Origin of the sequence: Thalassotalea fonticola, from assembly GCF_032911225.1 — a bacterium.
GTDB lineage: Bacteria > Pseudomonadota > Gammaproteobacteria > Enterobacterales > Alteromonadaceae > Thalassotalea_A > Thalassotalea_A fonticola.
Genome location: NZ_CP136600.1, coordinates 2520478 through 2539379, shown reverse-complemented (window position 1 = coordinate 2539379; position 18902 = coordinate 2520478). Strand labels below are relative to the sequence as shown.

Below are 18902 nucleotides of genomic sequence, written 5' to 3'. Positions count from 1 at the left end.
GCGTCGCAAGGGGGAATGACTATGAGAAGTAACATGAAAGCGCTGAGGAACGACAATTTTTCTTTGGTTTCAACTACTCCTCTATTTTTATCAATGATTTCGGGTACAGCGATTGCTGTTTAAAGGAAAATAAAATGAAAATGAACAATAAGTTTTTAACTACGACTGTTATCGCTGGAATATTGGCTGTGAGTGGTTGCACCAGTTTAACCGAAACAGGTCCTGTTTCGGTTGCTGACTGGCATAATACTAACGATGATTATGCTGGCTTAAAGCCGTCGACTTTTGCTGACGATTTATTCTTGGCAGTGAGTAAGTCAGGTGTCTATAACAAGGCAAGTACTTATGAAATGTTACCTGGCTATCATTGGGCCACGTTTGCAGAGCTGGAAGCCAGATTGACTGATTGGAAAAAAGAAAATGGCAGTAGCGATCTTGGTGAATACAATTATTACGACTTAGGGGGATGGGAAAAATATCAGTTCGATGGCGTTCAGCGTCGAGACTTTATCTTTGCCGATACTGCTAAAAATAACCGGGTTGTGTATGCCGGTATTTCTGAAAGTAAGGTTACAGTGCACAAATCGTCTTGGGATGAGAACTACAGCAATGCTGAGAAATCATCAGTAAAAAATTGGGCTGGTTTTGTGTTAATTAAAGACTAGCAAGCATCGCTAGCGATTAGCAGAAATAATTTGAAATTTTTGAAATAGAGCAGCAAGAGATTTAACCATAATTTCTTCTCTGCTTAAATAATAACTTTGATTACAGCCATAGCTGTAGAAAGGAAAACAAAATGAAATTTAAATTTTTAAATACGGCTATAACAGGCGGGTTATTATCAGTGACCTGTTTTGCCAATGTAGCTTACGCAAATATTATTTCCACTGAGGAATGTCGAGCGGCAAATATAGAAAGTAGAGGCAGTTGTCTTTCTGTTAGTCAGTGGCATGAGAATAGCGATGATTTTGGTGGTTTAAGACAATCTGGTTACGCTGATGATTTATATTACGTGGTAAGTAAAACTGGAGTTTACGACAAAAACCTCAGTTATGAAGTAATACCTGGTTATCACTGGGCTACGTATGAAGAGCAGGCAGAAAGACTTGATGCTTATAGAGCTGTGAATCATTATAGCACCATATCAGATCGTAACTACCATAACTTAGCTGGCTGGAGTAATTATACTTATAATGGTATTGAGCGTCGCTACTTTGTCTATGCCAATACGGCTGAAAATACTAGGGTGTTAGCTGTAGGGGCTAGGGAATATCAGAACATCAGTTCCAGTCTTTCATATAATACTGATTACACCGATGAAACTTTAGAAACAGTAGACACGTGGGCGGGGTTCGTACTCATAAAAGACGCGGAAGTGCCTCTTAATGAAGAAAATTTTGAGCCGGCGGTTAGCTTGTCTGTTGAGCAAAATGGCAATCCAATGAGTGTCGTAGATGCTCAAGGAGGCACTGTTACGGTGACCGTTACAATTAATGATGCTAACCAACTTGATAACCATAATGTTACCTGGAATGTTGGCAATACCCCACTACTTGATTTAAGGCTTGATGGTAATGAACGCACTTTTGAATTTGATCCTGATGCTCTGGGAAGTGTAGGAACGTTCGGCCTGTCAGTAGAGGTAAGTGAAAGTAATACGACAGAAGTTTATGGATTTTCGGTTGATGCGCAGATTGTTGTTGAGGCGTCTCTAGCTGAACTTGGTGCAGATACGGATGCAGACAACGACGGTATTTTCGATGCCGTAGAAGGTTATACCGACACTGATCAAGATGGTATAGCAGATTATTTAGATAGCGATAGTAATAAGAAACTCTTGCCTATTGGCGACGAGCAATCAATGCAAACGATTGATGGCTTGCAGTTAAAATTAGGTGATGTTGCGCTGTCATCTTATGGCTCAGCAAGTACTACTGCTGTGATTGAGTATGAAGATATTGCTAATCATGGTGGTGAGGATGGCGCTGCCGTTGATAATAGCATTGATAAGCTTTATAACGCCTTATCAAGCATAATTAACTTTACCGTTTCTGGTTTATCTTTTTCAGGTGATTCTGCTGTGGTAGTTATTCCGCTTGCTAGTGGCGATACTATTATTGAAAGTGCTGTTTATCGAAAATATACTGAAGATGACGGCTGGTTTACTTTCGTTGAAGATGATGCCAACTCGATACAAAGTTCATTGAAAGATGAGCAGGGCGCTTGTCCACCGCCGCTTGCCACTGAATATATTAACGGTTTAGTTGTGGGTAATGAATGTATACAGTTACTCATTGAAGATGGTGGTGCTAACGATACCGATGGTCAAGCCAACAGGCTTGTAAAAGGTACTGGTGTATTAGCGGTAATTAAAAATATACCACCTAATATTGTTGTGGAAAATAATTTCACTGTCGATGAAGAAAGCACTGTCACTATTGATGCATTAGCAACAACCGATGCCGAAGGCGATGATATGGTTTTCTTATGGTTACAAATCGCTGGTACGCCTGTATCACTTAGCGGAGAAAATGAGCCAGTACTTTCGTTTGATGTACCATCAATTTCTTCACCGGAAACTTTAACTTTCAGACTGATTGTAAGTGATGGTAATAACATCCCAAGTGTAGATATTGATGTTAACGTTGTGCCTTTTAATGACGCACCGACACTTACCATTGATGGCGCAGGCACATATGAAGAAGCCGATGTGGTTATGTTAACGGCTGTAGCTAACGATGAGAATAATGATTCGATTACTTACCACTGGGAGCAAGTATCAGGTCCAACCGTTGCTCTGCTTGAAAAAGAACCAACCGATAGTAAGCCTGAAGATAATAGACTTAGTTTTACTGCGCCATTAGCTGATGCAACTACCAGCTTGGAATTTAAGGTTACGGTATCAGATGGTGTAGAAACTGTTTCTGAAACAGCCGTAGTGGTTATAAACGCTAGAGAACCGCTAGATAGCAGTGATGGTGGCTCTATGGGCTGGATGCTCGCATTAATTGCTCTTGGCGCATTCAGACGCAAATTATTCAACTAAGTTATTAAATCATTAATATTTAATATTTAATATTTTAAATTGATAGCACCGTAAAACGCTCTTAGTTCGCTAAGGGCGTTTTGTACTTCATCGATGACTAAAAAAACGGTGCTACTCTCTGTGACTGACAAGCAGTAAAGTCTCGTATAGTTGATAGATACTGGCATGTATTCCGGCAAGAATGCGGAGAGGTTTTCTTTGTCTAGGATGCTTTGAACAAAAGGCTAGCCCTGAAGCAAAATTGCCAGATTTTTAGCTTTAGGCCAACATTTTAGGAAATTTTTACCTACTTAATTAGATGTTGACAGCGAGTTACCGCTCGATATACACTAACTCAAACGTTTGAGGTTAGTTTCGCAATTAAAATATAACCAAAGAAACGCGAAACGAATAAAGCTAATTGCATGGGTGTTAATGATGAGTAACAGTAATCTTTCTAATAATAATCGAATCGACTCTATTGATATTTTTAGAGCCGTAACGATGTTTTTTATGATTTTCGTCAACGATTTATGGACTTTGTCGAATGTCCCTTCATGGCTCGGGCACGTGAAGATTAATGTAGATGGCCTTGGCTTTGCGGATGCTATTTTTCCGATATTTCTTTTTATCGTTGGTTTATCTATACCGCTTGCCATTAATCGTAGCGTTGAAAATAAAAGTGGCACCGTTAAGATTATCAAAAATATTGCTATTAGAACTATTGCCTTAGTTACTATGGGTTTATTTATGGTTAACTATAAATACCTTAATACCGATTTACTTCTCATCGATAAATACCTATGGAAAATTTTAATGGCTGTCGGCATCTTTTTAGTTTGGATGCACTATCGTTCTATTACTATTCTAAGTCAAAAGCAGGTTAAGCTTCTGCAGTTTACTGGTATTGCCTTGCTTGCAACGTTAGCTATAACCTATCAAGGCGGGTCAATTGACAATCCACACTGGATGAAAGTACATTGGTGGGGAATATTAGGTGCAATTGGTTGGGCTTATCTCGTTAGTTCGCTACTTTACTTGGTTATCGGCCAGCGCATTGCCTTGCTAGCTGCCACAGTAGTTTTATTGCACTTTTTTAATGTTCAGGAGTTTGGTGCTTTTATTGAGGGAACTCCAGCAAAAGGTGAGGGACGTCCAGTAATAGATTTTATAGTGAGTTCTTCAAGGTATGCATTAGTGATGTCTGGCGTGCTAGCAACAGTCATTTATTTACGCTTAAGTAAAAATGGACAACAGCAATGGTTTTTATACATTCTATTGGCTTTAGGCGCCGCTTCTTTGCTTTATGGCTTCTTACTCAAGCCTTATTGGGGCGGAATTTCAAAAATTAGAACTACGCCTTCTTTTACCGGTATTTGTGCAGGCATAGGGTTTATCGGTTTAGCAGTTTTTTATGTTGTCGTTGATAAGTTCAAATTAAAAAAATGGGCTGCCCCTATAGCACCCGCGGGTACCAGTACCCTAACGTGCTATTTATTGCCTTATATTATTTACCCCGTTATTGCTTTACTTGCCCTTAAATTACCGGAATATTTGACAACAGGCTATGTGGGTATATTGAAATCATTACTCTTCGCTTACTTGGTGATTTATTTAACCGGATTACTTGGTCGAGTAAACATTAAATTAAAAGTTTAACTACAGCATTGCTAACGAGGTAGTATCAGTTGACAAAACCTAACAACAATCGCCTATTATCTATCGATGCCCTAAGGGGCTTTGATATGTTTTTCATTGCTGGAGGCGCTACTATATTTTTAGCGATGCAAGGAATAACCGGGCTTCCTTGGGTTGATGCAATCTTGCCTCAATTTCGACATGTACCTTGGCATGGTTTTGTGTTTTGGGACCTTATCATGCCATTGTTTCTGTTCATTACGGGCGTATCAATGTCTTTTTCTTTAAATAAAGGCATTGAGCTAGGTTTAAGTAAAACTGTTCTCTATAAGAAAGTCGCTATCAGAATGCTGATTTTGATTGGTTTAGGCATTCTCATTAAAAATACCGCAACGCCAATTTTTGACCCATCACAAATTCGCTTTGTTAGTGTGTTAGGGCGAATTGGCTTTGCTTCTTTTATCGGGGCACTGCTTTATCTGAACTATTCAGCCAGAGGACAAGTTTACTGGATAACGGGCATATTGCTGTCCTATTATGCCATCCTATTTTTAGTGCCTGTTCCTGGTTATGGTGCCGGAAATTTATCTTTTGAAGGCAATATTGTCGGTTGGATCGATAGAGCACTATTACCTGGTCGGTTGCTTAATGGAACGTATGACGAATTAGGTCTACTTACGCAATTTCCGGCACTTTGTATCACCGTTTTTGGTTGTTTGGCGGGCAAGATCCTACAAGAAAGCAAAAATGGTAATGAAAAAGCGCTAACCCTACTAGCTTTGGGCGCAGGAATTGCGGCTATTGGTGTGGTATGGGGACTTCATTTCCCAATCAATAAAAAACTTTGGACTAGCTCTTTCATTATGTTAACCAGCGGGTTGAGCTTTATGCTGATGGCGGCTTTCTATTGGCTGATAGACGTGAAAGGTTACCAGAAATGGGCCTTCTTCTTTAAAGTGATCGGTTTGAACTCGTTAACGGTATATTTCTTATATCATTTCATTAAATTTGGACCAATATCACACAAGCTGTTTGGTGGTATCTATGCGCCATTACCTGAGCAGTGGTACAGCGTTTTTCAAGCGCTTGGTGCATGGGGTATCATTTGGTATTTGTTGTATGTGCTTTATAAAAATCGACTTTTTGTCAAAATATAGCAGGGCGATATGAAGTAAGGTAATCTAGTGATGTACAGCTATCAATAGCTACTGTAGATACAAGGCATAATTTGATAGATAAATACCTAGCATTAAGATTTAATGCTAGGTATTTTTATGGTTGTCTATAGGCTGCGATAGCTTATACGGCTTACTATTCGTCTTTTACAATGATAATGATGGGTAGTCTAACGTTTAATGCTAGCAGTTTTAAAGTTAGGTAAATAAAGCGACAAATCATATTGTTAGCCTTGCTTCATTAAATTGGCTAAATGCTGCTAAAGTGAGCCTTATTTATGAGTTTTTTCTTGTTCCTAACTTGGCGAGATAATCGTTATATTTTGAGCGTGGGCATAGGGCTTAGGGAGTTTGACAGAGCCCTAGATAATAACTATCGCCCTTGCACTCTGAAGTTGGGTTTTAAGTGAACATTGGGTTAAAGATATCAGCTTTATCCAAGGTGAAAACACACCATGTTAAGCAAAGGTCAACAGACTCTAATGACCAAAAAATGAATCGCATTCCAGCTTATACCATTCTTTATGCAGATTGGTATTAAATATATTGCTTAATAAATTTATCCATTACTTTTAGTGCTTTCATCCGGTTTTCGGCATTGCTCAAGTGGTGATCGCCATGCTTTAATTTAATGAAAGTTACTTTTTTATCTGAAGTTTTAAAAATCAGTCTGTCATTATCAATAAAATAAACGTTAGTAGGCTTTACGGTTGATACATCAATGGCGGCTAGTATTGAACGTTTTGCCAGATCAATAACTACCATTAAATCTTTGTCATTAGAGGTATCCCGATAGGCCATGCGCTCGGCATTAGGAGATAATACCAGCATACTTTTATTCGGTAATTTTCCATAAGTTTCTACAGGTACTTGTGACGGTTGAGCAAATAGATAAGTGGGTATTAACCATAAGGTGATGAGAAAAATGAGGGTACGCATATATTCTGTGTTCTTTTTTAAGTTTATAGTTTCTTGTTTGAACCCGCTGCGGCAGGGTACGGTTCACTGCGAACTGCACCTTACTGCAAGCGATGTTTAATCGTATCAAAGAGATGCTGAGCTTTTTCAAGATACGTAGCATCTCCTGAAACAAACGAATACGTCATTATTACCTATTTTCTGCTAGTTCTAACGTATTATCGGCATCATTGGCGTCATTGGTGTCATCTGCACTTAACTTCATCATTAGCTCTTCAATCTCTGGTTTAACGGCATGCTTTCGATTTACCACTGCCGCGAGGCTAAAGAAGAGCAAAGAACTGCTAACAGGACCGCCAACAGCCAATGCCATTGATGGATCAGTGATAAAGAGTCTAGTACCTACAAAGACAGCTAAACCAACAGCCATTGAACCGAGCGCTGATTTGGGACCACAGTACTTATAAAATGGTAATAGACCTAACACCATTGGAATAGAAGCAGGACCAATCAAACCACCAAACCACACTATGATTAGCCCAATTATGCCACCAAAATAATCGTTATTTAGCGCGATAATGATAGTAGCAACAGTGAAGGTAAAGGTTACTAATCGAGCAACTTTTAACGGTGTCTCGCCGTTTTTATTTTGAAACTTGTTACTGATCAATGGCAATATGTCACGAGAGAGGACAGAACTAATTGCATTCGCATCCGAAGCAACCATCGACAATGTAGCCGCAAACATTGAAGCTAAGACTATACCGACAAGTCCAGCAGGTAGATATTGTAAGGTTAAGATAGAATAAATTTGCGTTTGCTGACTTAGTTCTAGATTAGGAATTAAGATAGGAGAAGCCCAGATAGGAGCAAATAAAATCAAAGGCCAAATCAAATAGAGTGCGGATGATAAAAACATCGCTTTTCTTGCATGGCTACCACTTGGCGAAGCAATAAAGCGAGAAGCTAGATTCCAAGTTCCCCCTGTATAGCTAAGGAAAATAACCAAACTAAAGCTGATAAAAAACATAGGGGTATATTCACCATTAAACCAGTTACCACTACCAACAGGTAGTTGATCCCACATTGATAAATAGTCTGTACCTACTGCGCCTAATTCACTTTGGATAATGAAAAACATGGCTACACCAGCGGCAACCTGAACCATAAACTGGAAAAAATCATTCATAGTATCAGCCCATAACCCACCAACTGTCACGTAAAGCATCGCGACGAAACCAGCAATTAAAATACCGTAGTGAATAGGTACACCAGCAAATCCATATAAAATAACTCCAATTGCTGCATATTTTGCAGCTGTGTCTAGAAGTTTTAATACAACCCCTAGCCAAGCAATGATTTGCTGGGTTTTTACATCGTAGCGTAATTTTAGATATTCAGTAGGAGACTGGATATTCAATGCCTTACGTAATCTTGCCCAGCGAGGAACAACTAGTAACGCACCGACAAAACAAGCTAATGATACATTTAGTGCCCACCAGATGTATAAATTAAAACCTGTCGCGTAGGCTATTGCCGCATAGCCTGTAAAGACAACACCTGAGTAACCAGACACATGATGGGAAACACCAGCTAACCACCAGGGCAAGCCACCACCCGCCACATAAAAATCTTTCGAACCACTAATACGTTTATAAGCATTAAATCCAATGCCCACCATAACTAAAAAAAAGACGACCAAAGCCACCCAGTCAAGAAGTTGCATAACATATTCCTCTTATTGCTTTGTTTTGAGATTCACTCAAAAGGTTAAGGCTAAAAAACCTGTTAAAAACAATAACCAACTTCAATTGCTCTAGGTTGGCTATTATTAGTATTTATCTGTTTAATACACCCAGTTAAAATGAAGCCTAATTAATATTGGCATCAATTTCCCTGACTGAGAAATACTTATATTCAGCGCTTAATACACCGGTATTGCGGATAAGCACTGTGCCACCACCGGTAGTGATTATGTGGTTGTCACTATAGGTGCAACTAGACACATCTTCAGGTACGCTCCAGCTACCATCATCAATCATTTCACCTACGAGTGTCCATTCGCCACCATTAGTGACATCACCATTAGAGGTTTTGTCGATATAAACTTCTAGCTTTACATTGCTATCATTATTAATGTTATAGGCGATAAATTTCATGCCTATCCATTGCTCGGAAGGTAAATTGCCAGGGAAGAGCGAGGCAACATTTGCTCTTGCGCCATCAGCATGTTTAAGTTCTTTATAAAAATCCCAGTCGCCATCGTGCCTAAAGCGTGCATAGTAAGTTGTTGCATCACAGTAGTCGCCCGAGTCGCTATGGCCATTAGGTCCGCTACGTAAGCCAATTACCAAACCACCATTTGTAGCCCCATCGGTACCAATTCGCTTATAATAAACAGTCGCTTCAATATTTTTAAAAAACTGATCAGGGTTAACTTCTTCTGAACCCGAATACGGATTGATATATATACGTGGCTGATTGCCGCCGCCCATTTCCATGATGCCATTACCATCAATTTCTAAAACGTCATCACCCCGTTTCTGACTCCAACCAGTGGTATCGCTATAATCTCTGCCATAAATCGTTCTTGCAAAACCATTGTCCCAAGCCGTTGACTCCCAATCAATAAAGCCAGTTGCGGTTTTATATAATTTGCTAATACCAAATGAGTCAAAGTCTGACTCTACAGTGATAACAACATCATCGCTAACAACAAATTCACCATCATCGACTGTTAACCTCAAAGTATATATGCCACTTTGAGAAAATTCAGCACTAGTATTTTCGGAAAACTCATTGGTAAAAATCACGCTGCCAGAACCTGATGCTTTTGTCCATAACGTAGTATAACTACCATCATAGTTAACTGTTGCAGCTAGATTTACAATATTATTAGGAAATGAAATGCTCTGGTCTATGCCAGCTATCACAACGGGCGCCTGGTTACTATTAACCGTGATTTCCACATCGTCGTTAACAATAAACTCACCATCATCGACTGTTAACCTTAGGGTATATGCGCCGTTGTCAGAAAATTCTGCACTGGTAGTATCGGAAAATGCATTAGAAAAAATAACATTGCCAGGGCCTGATACTTTTGTCCATAACGCAGAATAATTGCCATCATCGTTAACTGTTGCCGCTAGATTTACTGTGTTATTAGGAAATGCAATGCTCTGATCTATACCTGCCATCACAACGGGCGCCTGGTTACTATTAACCGTGATTACCACATCGTCACTAACGGTAAAATCACCATCATCTGCCGTTAATTTCAATGTGTAGGTGCCACTTTTTGAGAACACTACATTAGTATCTGTTGCTGATTGAGTACTAAAAGATATACTTGTTGGGCCTGACTCTTGGGTCCAGAGCACCGTAAAGGAGTTATCATCGGTAACAGTAGCTGCTAAATGTATTGTACCGTCAGGTAAAGTAATGCTTTGATCTTCACCCGCCGATACTATAGGTGCTTGATTTGGTGTTTCGGCTGGCGTACCTTTTCCGGAGCTCCCACCGCAAGCAACGAGACTTGAGCATAGTGCTATAGCCATAACTGGCTTAACTATGTTTTTCATTAAATATTCTCCAATTAGTTCGACACTCTGTCTGGACGTATCCCTGCTCAACACGAGTACCGTATTACAATGAATACGAGCGCTAAGCTGATAACTGCAAATATAGCTAGTTATTTCGGTATATCTTACATACTACCTCAAACGATTGAGTAAATACAAGGAGGAAGACGATTAAATGACACATAGGCTTTATATGAGCAACTGCGCAGTTCAGGTTAATGGACTTGAATGCTAACTAAAGTCAACAAGTTAATAACAGCTACTGCGCTTTACTACTCGCTTGTTAAAAAACAATACAACTCGTCAAGCATGTACCAATTTGCAATAGAAGAATTACTCTCCATTGGTTATTTATTCTAGACAAATGCGTATATTCATCTTTTAACTTTTATCGGTAAGCATTATGAAAATTCAGTGGATTCAAACTTTTTGAGTATAGTTGATAGCGGCATTTTTTCGAAATTTGCTGATAGTAAGAAAGGCCACTTGTGTCTGAGCAAAAGCACAAAAGCAAGCATCACTAATCAAAGAGTAAAGACCTATTTTGCATTGCCATATCCACCCAAAAGTCATTTTACTCAAACGTATTAGGTGTTTATTTTTAATGCTAAATTTATTTTAAATGCTCAATGTAAATGACTGGTCAATCAGTTAAGTTATTGTTTGTTATGTGTTTATGTTTGTTTGTTGGTGTTTCTATTTTACCAAAATTTTACAAATAGTAGTTTTTGTTAATAATTGCTTGACAAGATTGTTTCTTTAATTTAACTTAACTCAAACGTTTGAGGTATGTGGGATTTGTTTGAGGTGTATGGATTTAGTTTTATCGAGAATTAATTAATCTGAACATTAAGCAAAATGATATGATTACTACTAAAGGGGAAAATGATGAATAAGCATCTAACTACAAAAAGAAAACAATTAAGTAAGTTAATAAGTCAGCACTTAATGACAGCTAATTCAAAAAAAATATGTTTACCAGTGCTATGCCTAGGTTTAGCTTTGCCAGTATTAAGCGCTTCGGCAATCGCTGAAGAAAAACAAGACCAAACCAAAGAGCAAGCAGAAGCCAAAGAGCTTGAAGTTATTGAAGTTGAGGGCTATCGTAACGTACTCAAAGAGTCTATTGCGGCAAAGAAATTTGAAACCGCTATTGTTGATGTTATCACAACAGAAGATATTGGTAATTTACCGGCTACCTCGTTAAGTGATGTGCTTGGCACGATTACTGGTGCAGGTATTACCCGCGCTAAAGGTGGCGGCACAGAAGTGTCGCTTCGTGGTCTTGGCCCTAAGCTTAGCGCAACGCGTTTTAACGGGCGTGATGCCACTAACGGCACTGGTAACCGTACGGTAAACTTTAGTCAATTCCCATCTGAGTTGGTTAACAGCATTAAAATTTATAAGTCGCAACGTGCAGACTTAGTCGAAGGTGGCATTGCCGGTGTGATTGAAATCGGTAGTGTTCGTCCGCTTGATTATGGTAAACAACGCATTCAGCTTGAGGTGAAGGGAAGTCATAGCGAGGGTGCTGACGAAATGGATAATGCTGACCCGTGGGGTAGTAAAGGTACTTTATCTTACGTCGACCAATTCGATTTAGGCGAAATGGGTGATTTTGGTTTGACGTTTGGCGTACAGCGTTATGAAGTGTCTAACCCACAAGATAGAATGAATGGTAGCTCTGCTTGGAGTGCTTGTGATGCAACCGTGGTACCTGAACTTGAGAGCGGTGGTCACCGTTATCCTCGCTGTAACAACAAACCTAATGAGGTTCTTCCTGAAAACTCCAATAGAGATAACCCGTTTTATTTAGCAACCAACTCATATGCACTTGTACAGCAAGGTGAAGAAGATGAGCGTAATGCGGTATTTTCTGCAATGCAATGGCAGCCTAATAATGAATTAGAGTTTAATTTAGATTTACAATATTCTGAGCGGGAATATATTGAAGACAGACATCAACTAGTATTTGAAGATCTTCGCAGAGTTGGCCCTAACCCTATTTTTAATGATGCGGGTGTTTTACAGTCTTACAGCGGCACCAGTCCCATTTCCACTCAAGATCGCTATTATATGCGAGAAGAAGAGTATAAAGGCGTTGGTTTTGAGGTTGAATGGGTTGCTTCTGATCGACTAACACTAACTGCAGACCTATCATACTCGAGTACAACACGTTCAGACTTAGATCGCCGAGCAAGGTTGCGCACCCAACAGTACGATATTTATGGCAATGAAACACCTCTTAAGCAAGCTTTTCCTGATGTTTCTTACATGGTGCCTTATTCTTATGAGGTTGCTGGTGATGTTCCGTCATTTTATGTTGACCCAAGTATTTTGGATGTAAACGATCACAGTATGTTTGCGGATTCACTAAATTTATATCGTGACTCAAGCACAAAAGAGCATGAGATAACGGCAGCAAGTTTCGATGCATTATATGAAGTTGACAGTAATTGGTTGACATCAGTGAGTGCAGGTGTTCGCATTGCTCAAATGACTTATGATCAAGAAAAATTCAGAAAGTCTTTTGCACAAGGTGATCGCGACGAAAATCGTCGAGTTAACGAACTTTGTCGCCAAGACTTCCCACAAGACGATTTTCTTGATGGCGTTTCAGGTGCTGCAATCACTTCTTGGGCTACTTTTGATACCTTGTGTTTATATCGAGAATATACCGGCTCAGAAGATCCAGGATTACCTGATCAATTACGAAGTCCTGATCATGTCGATGTTGATGAAGATACGAATTCAGCCTACATCATGGCCGAATTCGCTACAGAGATCGGTGATTTGCCATTAAGTGGTAACTTTGGTGTTCGTTTTGTAGAAACCAAAAATTACGCCACTGGCTTACGCGAAGAGTACAAAGTGGTGGAACAGGGCGATCAAGGTAATATTGAACTGATCCCAACTGGTGACTTTAACGAAGTTGATTTTGAACATGATTATTTCGATGTTTTACCTAGCGTTAACGTAAGCCTTGCACTACAAGATGACTTATTACTGCGTGGTGCTGTGTACCGAGCATTGTCTAGACCTGATCCAAGTAAACTCGGCTCTGGTCGTGATTTTACTCCTGATAATTCTGAAGATGGTTTTCCAACCGTTGAAGATGCTATTAAGTCAGTTAAAGCTAAAGGTAGCCCAGGTTTAGAGCCATTGCGTGCTTGGAATGCGGATTTATCGCTTGAATGGTATGCCAACGATGAAACCATTGTTGCCGGCGCAGTCTATTATAAACAGTTTGAAGGCGGCTTGATCCCAACGGTGATTGATGAAAGTTATATTATTGATGGCGAAGAAGTTATTATCCCAGTCTCACAGGATAAAACCACCGATGAAGAAAGTACGCTTACCGGATTTGAATTTAGTGTTTCTCATGTATTTTCATACTTACCGCAACCTTTCGCTGGTTTAGGGATGAAACTTGGTTATAACTATGCTGATAATGATTATGAAACCCATGATATCAAATTAGGTGATAAAGAAATTGATGGTGAATATTATGAAGGAATTATCCCTTCTGCTGGTATGAGTGGCTTTTCAGAGGAAGTAGCTTCTGCACAGTTATTCTATAAAATTGGCAAGTTAGAGTTGCAGGGTATCTATAAATATCGCTCGTCTTATCATAAGGACTTCTTAAGCGGTAACAATCAATTACGCATTATTGATGATAGCGAAGTATTTGATGCTCGCGCCACTTATCGCTTAAATAAAAACGTTAGAGTCACTTTGGAAGGGCGTAACTTAACCGATGAACCGGTAGTTCATGATATGCCAGTAGTTGGCAGTCAACGTGATTATCAATCGTATGGTCCAACCTATTATTTAGGTGTTCGCGTAAACTTATAGTTTTCCTCAAAAACCTTTAATGGCAAGCGAATATGTTAATTAGCTTGCCTGATAAATGAAAAAAAGGCGTTAATTCTTTACCGGATTAACGCCTTTTTTACTAATCATATAGCGATGATGAATCGGTTGCATCAGTTAGGCAGAAAGTAAGCAATCATTAAAGAAAATCAAGCTTCAATTCCTTACGTTGACTGGCAAATCACCCCTCCGGTAAATTTTCTATCATCAACCCTTAGTCTGAGGGGATAAATTCCGTTGTCAATGAGTTTGGCACAGGTGTCTCAGTCTGTAAATTAAGTGTGAGTTAGTTGATTGGATACGCTAATTCAATCGATTGAGGTGGTGCGTTTGTTTCTCAATAGTATATGTGAATATCGGTGTTTGGCTCAATTTTGAGCTTGGTTTGCTATTTAAAGACGGATTATTACCAGGAAAACAGAAAGATTTAACATTGAATCAGCTAGTGTTTGACTTTTTCTTTACAATCTCAAACGATTGAGGTAGGGTGTTTTAAACGGAATCACCGATGACTATCAGCAATATGACGTTAACAACAATAAACGTTGATACCAGGGTGAATGCTTTTATCAAGGAGAATTAAAATTACATTTTGCTAACGTTCTAACATAATGGGGTAGCCTGGATGAACATAATAATAAAATCAGCTGTGTTGATGATGCTAAATTTAGTCATTGCACAACTTGCATACGCACAACAACTTGATCAATACGCAACTGCTGAAAATGCGATAAGTGGCACGGTCAATGGCAGCTTTCTCGATCTGCAATTAAGTGATGATCTTCATCAACAGATAATGGAACGAGAATCAGGCGGAAAGCCAAGTAAGCGTTATTCTTACCTTGAGCATAAGTGGCAGATAAATTTAGCTACCGGCAGCTCTGCCATGTTATTTGTCGAGGCCCATCGAAATAATAATAGTGAAGGTGATAATTTTACCTTTGCTTATTCAACCGATGATCAAAATTTTACCGACATTATCACCATTACTAATGAAACCGATACCGTGCTCAGTGCGGCGTTGCCTAGTTCAATATCAGGTCTGGTGTATATCCGGGTGGTTGATACCGACAGGACATCGGGCAATAAGTCGTTAGATACGCTTTATATTGATGAAATGTTTATTCGCAGTGAGGTGAGCACCTCAAATCAAGCACCAGTCGTTTTGGCTGGTAGCGATCAAAGTATCGTGTTACCCATTAATAGCGCCAATTTAGATGCCACGGTTACTGATGATGGCGCCCATACCGTGTTATGGACGCTATTAAGTGGGCCTGGAGGCGTTATTTTTGGTAACGAACTGGCGGTTGATACCAGTGCAGAATTTTCAGATAGTGGTGTTTATACTCTCAGACTCACCGCCGATGATGGTGAGTTTATTGTCAGCGATGATGTGGTTATCACCGTCGACTCAGGAATTTCTGCCGGTACGGATTCTTTTGGTATCACCACTTTGCATCCTACTGCAACGGGATTTACTGACTGGGAATCTACGCATTGGGATAATGGCAATGTAAGAGCTGTCACCGGTGGCAGAGATCCCGATGACTACACCGGCTGGTCTCATAAGAGAGGTGACGATGCCCTAGATATTGATGGTAATGGCATCATGGAAATGGGCGGCGGCAATCAACCGCGTATTTACATCAACCCATATCCAGGCTCAGAAGAGGTTAACCCTGATCAGTTTTTTAAAAATGTTGAAGCAACGGTTTATTACAAGCGTATCGGTAATGATGGTGCGGCCAACGGTGGTTTAGTGATTGGTTTACGCAGTGGTCCAAATGGCCATAGCAGTTATGGCGACCCTTGTGACGCAACAACCTATTACGCACGGTTTCGACATGATGGAAACTGGGATTTTTACAAAGAGCTGAAACATCCAGGTGGTGCATCATCAGGGACTAACGTGTTATTTCCTTCAGGCTTGCCATCACAGCAATGGATCGGGATGAAATTTATTGCCTACAACTTCAATAATGACAGTAACGTTAAGTTAGAAGTCTACATCGACAATACCTCTAATGGTGATGTCACTAATGGCGGCGATTGGACACTCGTTGGTGAAGTGGTTGATGACGGTTCGTGGGCGGTTTCTGATGTCAGCGGTTGTGCTTATAGTAATAATGAAATTATCAGCACCGGCGGCGGCGTAGCCATTGTTCGTAATACTGGCATTGCCAGTGCCGAATACAAGTATTTCTCAGTAAGAGAAATTGATACCGGCAACTAGTTATTAATTCTGTGTTTATGCAAATGAAGAGCAGGGAAGCTCTTCGCCGATTGTGGCTAGAAAACTTTGCCTTTCCAGCGTCTTATCTGGACATTTAGTGATTAATTTTAGGTACACACTATGAAAATTCAATGGATCCAAGACTTTTTGAGCTTGGTCGATACCGGCAGCTTTTCAAAATCTGCGGATATACGAGCAACCACTCAACCAGCCTTTAGTCGTCGAATCAAAGCATTAGAAGAGTGGCTTTGTACCACGCTTTTTGACCGCAGTGAATCACCTGTATGTTTAACCGATTCTGGCGGAAAGTTTCTGCCAATTGCCAATGAAACCTTAGATCGTTTATACCAATGTAAAGATGAAATGGCCCGGGAAAATTTAAACTCAGTAAATATTATTTCTTTTGCGGCCACTCATACCTTGTCTTCCAACTTTTTTCCTCGTTGGTTGAATAACATTGAACAAACACTTGGAATATTAAGAACACGGCTTGAGTCTGATCATTATGACAAAGGAAAACAGTCTTTAATTAAAGGCCAGTGTCACTTTATGTTGTGTCATACCCATCCCAATATTGAAATCAACCTCAATCAACAGCACTACAATTCTGTGGTTGTCGGCAAAGATCGCTTAATACCGGTATGTGCACCGGCCCAAAACAACAGCCCATCAATGCTACTGCCAGGGAGTATCGAACAGCCGATAAAATATTTAGGCTACAATGCCAGTTCCGGTGTCGGTAAAGTGGTGAAACATTTACTGTTAAAAAATCATGATGGCATTTATCTTGATTTGGTGTTTGAGTCATATCTTGTTGGCGTATTAAAACAAATGTGCTGTGAAGGGCGAGGAATTGCCTGGTTACCTGAACAGCAGATTGTTGATGAACTGAGCAGCTCTAAGCTGGTAAAAGCGTATGCTGACAACCCGGAGAATGAACTGCGCTGGTCAATTGATATCGACATTAAACTGTTCCGGGCGCGTGAAGCTTTGCCTGAAAGTGCTGAACAGCTTTGGCACTATGCTCTGGAAAATTCAGTATCGTAGCTAACATTATTCCTTCCTGCATAATCCTGAACTCGGGATAATGAGTGCTGCTTATCCCTAGTTCAGCGTAGTTAGTCAAACTGGATTTCTTCAATTTTTCCAATTAAAAATACATAACTAAAAATTCCCAACAGCATTAATATGCCAGCCAGTACAAAGGCAGACATATAAGAACCCGATACTTCGATAAAGTAACCGGTAATAATAGGCGCAAAAAAGCCACCAAAGGTCGCAGCAAAGTTTTGAATGCCTGCTACTGTACCAATACTGCCACGTGGTGCAATGGTTTGACTGATGGCCCAGGTATTCGCCGTTGCTAACCCCATGCCACTAATTGTGATAATCACCAGATACATGGCATATTGTGCATTTTCAATAAATGGTACCGGAATAATGAGTGAACCGGTGAGAAAGCCGGCGATAACAAATGACTTTCTGACTTTGGTTGGGCAGTGGCCTCTGCGAATGAAAACATCGGAAAGGTAACCGGCAACAATAACCACAATCGCTAACGAGCCGTAGGCAAATCCTGCCCACCAACCTGTTTCTTTAATGGAAAACCCTAATTCATCATATAGATAGCTGGGTAGCCAGGAAATATACAAAAACCAAACATAGCCGTAACAAAAATAGCCGAGAAAAATGCCCTGTATTTTTTTATTTTGTAGCAACTTTGTTAGTGATGCCCGGCGAGTTTTTGTGCCTGTTTGTGTGTCAGACTGAGCCGTTAATTTATTTTCTGAGGCCTGGTTCTTTAACTCCAGTTGTTCTTGTTTTTTGTATAAGCTCCACCAGGGTAATACCCAAATTAATGGCACCAGACCACAAAGAATAAACAGCATTTGCCAACCATAACTTTCCAGTAAAACTCCTGCAACAATCGCGCCTATTGCCGGGCCAAATTTACTACCGGAAAGCAGTAAGCCGCTGGCAAAGCCACGTTCGTTTTCATCAAAATAACGACCAACATAAGCATTTCCTGCCGGCCCGGAGATTGACTCCCAAATACCTAGTAGGATGCGTAAGGCGATTAAATGCCAAAACGCGGTGGCAATGCCGAAGGTCGCGGCGGTTATGCCCCAAACGATAAACGCAATGGTGTAGGTAAGCTTAATGCCAAACCTGTCTACCATCATGCCCGCAGGTATTTGCATCAGCGCATAACCCAGAAGGAAGGACGAAAAAATGTAGCCCTTCATTTTCGCATCCAAGTTAAAGTAGTCAGTGATCAACGGCGCGGCCATGGAAATATTGCCCCGGTCAATATAGCTATTGATCATAGCGAGCACTAGCAGGCCTAATATCCACCACCTAAGCCCTTTGATGCTTTGCTGAGACGTTTTCAGTGCCTGTATTGGTGAACGCAAGCTTATGTAAGTATTCATTAACGCATTTTTCATAACGAAACTCCT

Annotated in this window: 11 protein-coding genes; 7 read left to right on the top strand and 4 right to left on the bottom strand. The window is 40.1% G+C overall.

Annotated elements, in window-relative coordinates:
* Window positions 1-134 precede the first annotated feature (134 nt).
* The 4 genes from RI844_RS10200 to RI844_RS10185 all read left to right on the top strand — a co-directional run bounded on the left by RI844_RS10200 (window position 135) and on the right by RI844_RS10185 (window position 5820).
* Complete coding sequence (locus RI844_RS10200) at window positions 135-665, top strand: hypothetical protein (protein ID WP_348394570.1); 531 nt, start codon at window positions 135-137, stop codon at window positions 663-665.
* A 131-nt stretch (window positions 666-796) separates the two neighbouring features.
* Window positions 797-3046, top strand: a complete 2250-nt coding sequence (locus RI844_RS10195) for a PKD domain-containing protein (protein ID WP_348394569.1) — start codon at window positions 797-799, stop codon at window positions 3044-3046.
* A 417-nt stretch (window positions 3047-3463) separates the two neighbouring features.
* Entirely contained in the window at window positions 3464-4684 is a 1221-nt protein-coding gene (locus RI844_RS10190) for a heparan-alpha-glucosaminide N-acetyltransferase domain-containing protein (protein ID WP_348394568.1), read from the top strand.
* 29 nt (window positions 4685-4713) lie between these two features.
* The gene (locus RI844_RS10185) at window positions 4714-5820 is read left to right on the top strand and encodes an acyltransferase family protein (protein WP_348394567.1); all 1107 of its coding nucleotides are present in this window, start codon (window positions 4714-4716) and stop codon (window positions 5818-5820) included.
* Window positions 5821-6375: 555 nt separating this feature from the next.
* Here the strand turns inward: RI844_RS10185 and RI844_RS10180 are convergent.
* The 3 genes from RI844_RS10180 to RI844_RS10170 form a co-directional block, all read right to left on the bottom strand.
* On the bottom strand, window positions 6376-6777 hold the full coding sequence (locus RI844_RS10180) for a hypothetical protein (protein ID WP_348394566.1): 402 nt from the start codon (window positions 6775-6777) through the stop codon (window positions 6376-6378).
* Window positions 6778-6946: 169 nt separating this feature from the next.
* Window positions 6947-8482: a sodium:solute symporter family protein gene (locus RI844_RS10175; protein WP_348394565.1), complete on the bottom strand. Its 1536-nt coding sequence runs from the start codon at window positions 8480-8482 to the stop codon at window positions 6947-6949.
* Between the two features lie 145 nt (window positions 8483-8627).
* The gene (locus RI844_RS10170) at window positions 8628-10337 is read right to left on the bottom strand and encodes a PKD domain-containing protein (RefSeq protein WP_348394564.1); all 1710 of its coding nucleotides are present in this window, start codon (window positions 10335-10337) and stop codon (window positions 8628-8630) included.
* A gap of 888 nt (window positions 10338-11225) precedes the next feature.
* On the opposite strand from RI844_RS10170, the gene RI844_RS10165 reads away from it, so the two are divergent.
* The 3 genes from RI844_RS10165 to RI844_RS10155 all read left to right on the top strand — a co-directional run bounded on the left by RI844_RS10165 (window position 11226) and on the right by RI844_RS10155 (window position 17490).
* Window positions 11226-14192, top strand: coding sequence for a TonB-dependent receptor (locus RI844_RS10165; RefSeq protein ID WP_348394563.1), 2967 nt, complete (start codon window positions 11226-11228; stop codon window positions 14190-14192).
* Between the two features lie 643 nt (window positions 14193-14835).
* Window positions 14836-16443, top strand: a complete 1608-nt coding sequence (locus RI844_RS10160) for a PKD domain-containing protein (RefSeq protein WP_348394562.1) — start codon at window positions 14836-14838, stop codon at window positions 16441-16443.
* Between the two features lie 120 nt (window positions 16444-16563).
* Window positions 16564-17490, top strand: coding sequence for a LysR family transcriptional regulator (locus RI844_RS10155; RefSeq protein ID WP_348394561.1), 927 nt, complete (start codon window positions 16564-16566; stop codon window positions 17488-17490).
* Window positions 17491-17561: 71 nt separating this feature from the next.
* Here RI844_RS10155 and RI844_RS10150 read toward each other — a convergent pair whose 3' ends face one another.
* Window positions 17562-18890: an MFS transporter gene (locus tag RI844_RS10150; protein ID WP_348394560.1), complete on the bottom strand. Its 1329-nt coding sequence runs from the start codon at window positions 18888-18890 to the stop codon at window positions 17562-17564.
* Window positions 18891-18902 lie beyond the last annotated feature (12 nt).

Bases quoted from the DNA above. Each gene is read 5' to 3' on its own strand.
- RI844_RS10200 (WP_348394570.1), top strand. From the start codon at position 135: ATGAAAATGAACAATAAGTTTTTAACTACGACTGTTATCGCTGGAATA.
- RI844_RS10195 (WP_348394569.1), top strand. From the start codon at position 797: ATGAAATTTAAATTTTTAAATACGGCTATAACAGGCGGGTTATTATCA.
- RI844_RS10190 (WP_348394568.1), top strand. From the start codon at position 3,464: ATGAGTAACAGTAATCTTTCTAATAATAATCGAATCGACTCTATTGAT.
- RI844_RS10180 (WP_348394566.1), bottom strand. From the start codon at position 6,777: ATGCGTACCCTCATTTTTCTCATCACCTTATGGTTAATACCCACTTAT.
- RI844_RS10175 (WP_348394565.1), bottom strand. From the start codon at position 8,482: ATGCAACTTCTTGACTGGGTGGCTTTGGTCGTCTTTTTTTTAGTTATG.
- RI844_RS10170 (WP_348394564.1), bottom strand. From the start codon at position 10,337: ATGAAAAACATAGTTAAGCCAGTTATGGCTATAGCACTATGCTCAAGT.
- RI844_RS10165 (WP_348394563.1), top strand. From the start codon at position 11,226: ATGAATAAGCATCTAACTACAAAAAGAAAACAATTAAGTAAGTTAATA.
- RI844_RS10160 (WP_348394562.1), top strand. From the start codon at position 14,836: ATGAACATAATAATAAAATCAGCTGTGTTGATGATGCTAAATTTAGTC.
- RI844_RS10155 (WP_348394561.1), top strand. From the start codon at position 16,564: ATGAAAATTCAATGGATCCAAGACTTTTTGAGCTTGGTCGATACCGGC.
- RI844_RS10150 (WP_348394560.1), bottom strand. From the start codon at position 18,890: ATGAAAAATGCGTTAATGAATACTTACATAAGCTTGCGTTCACCAATA.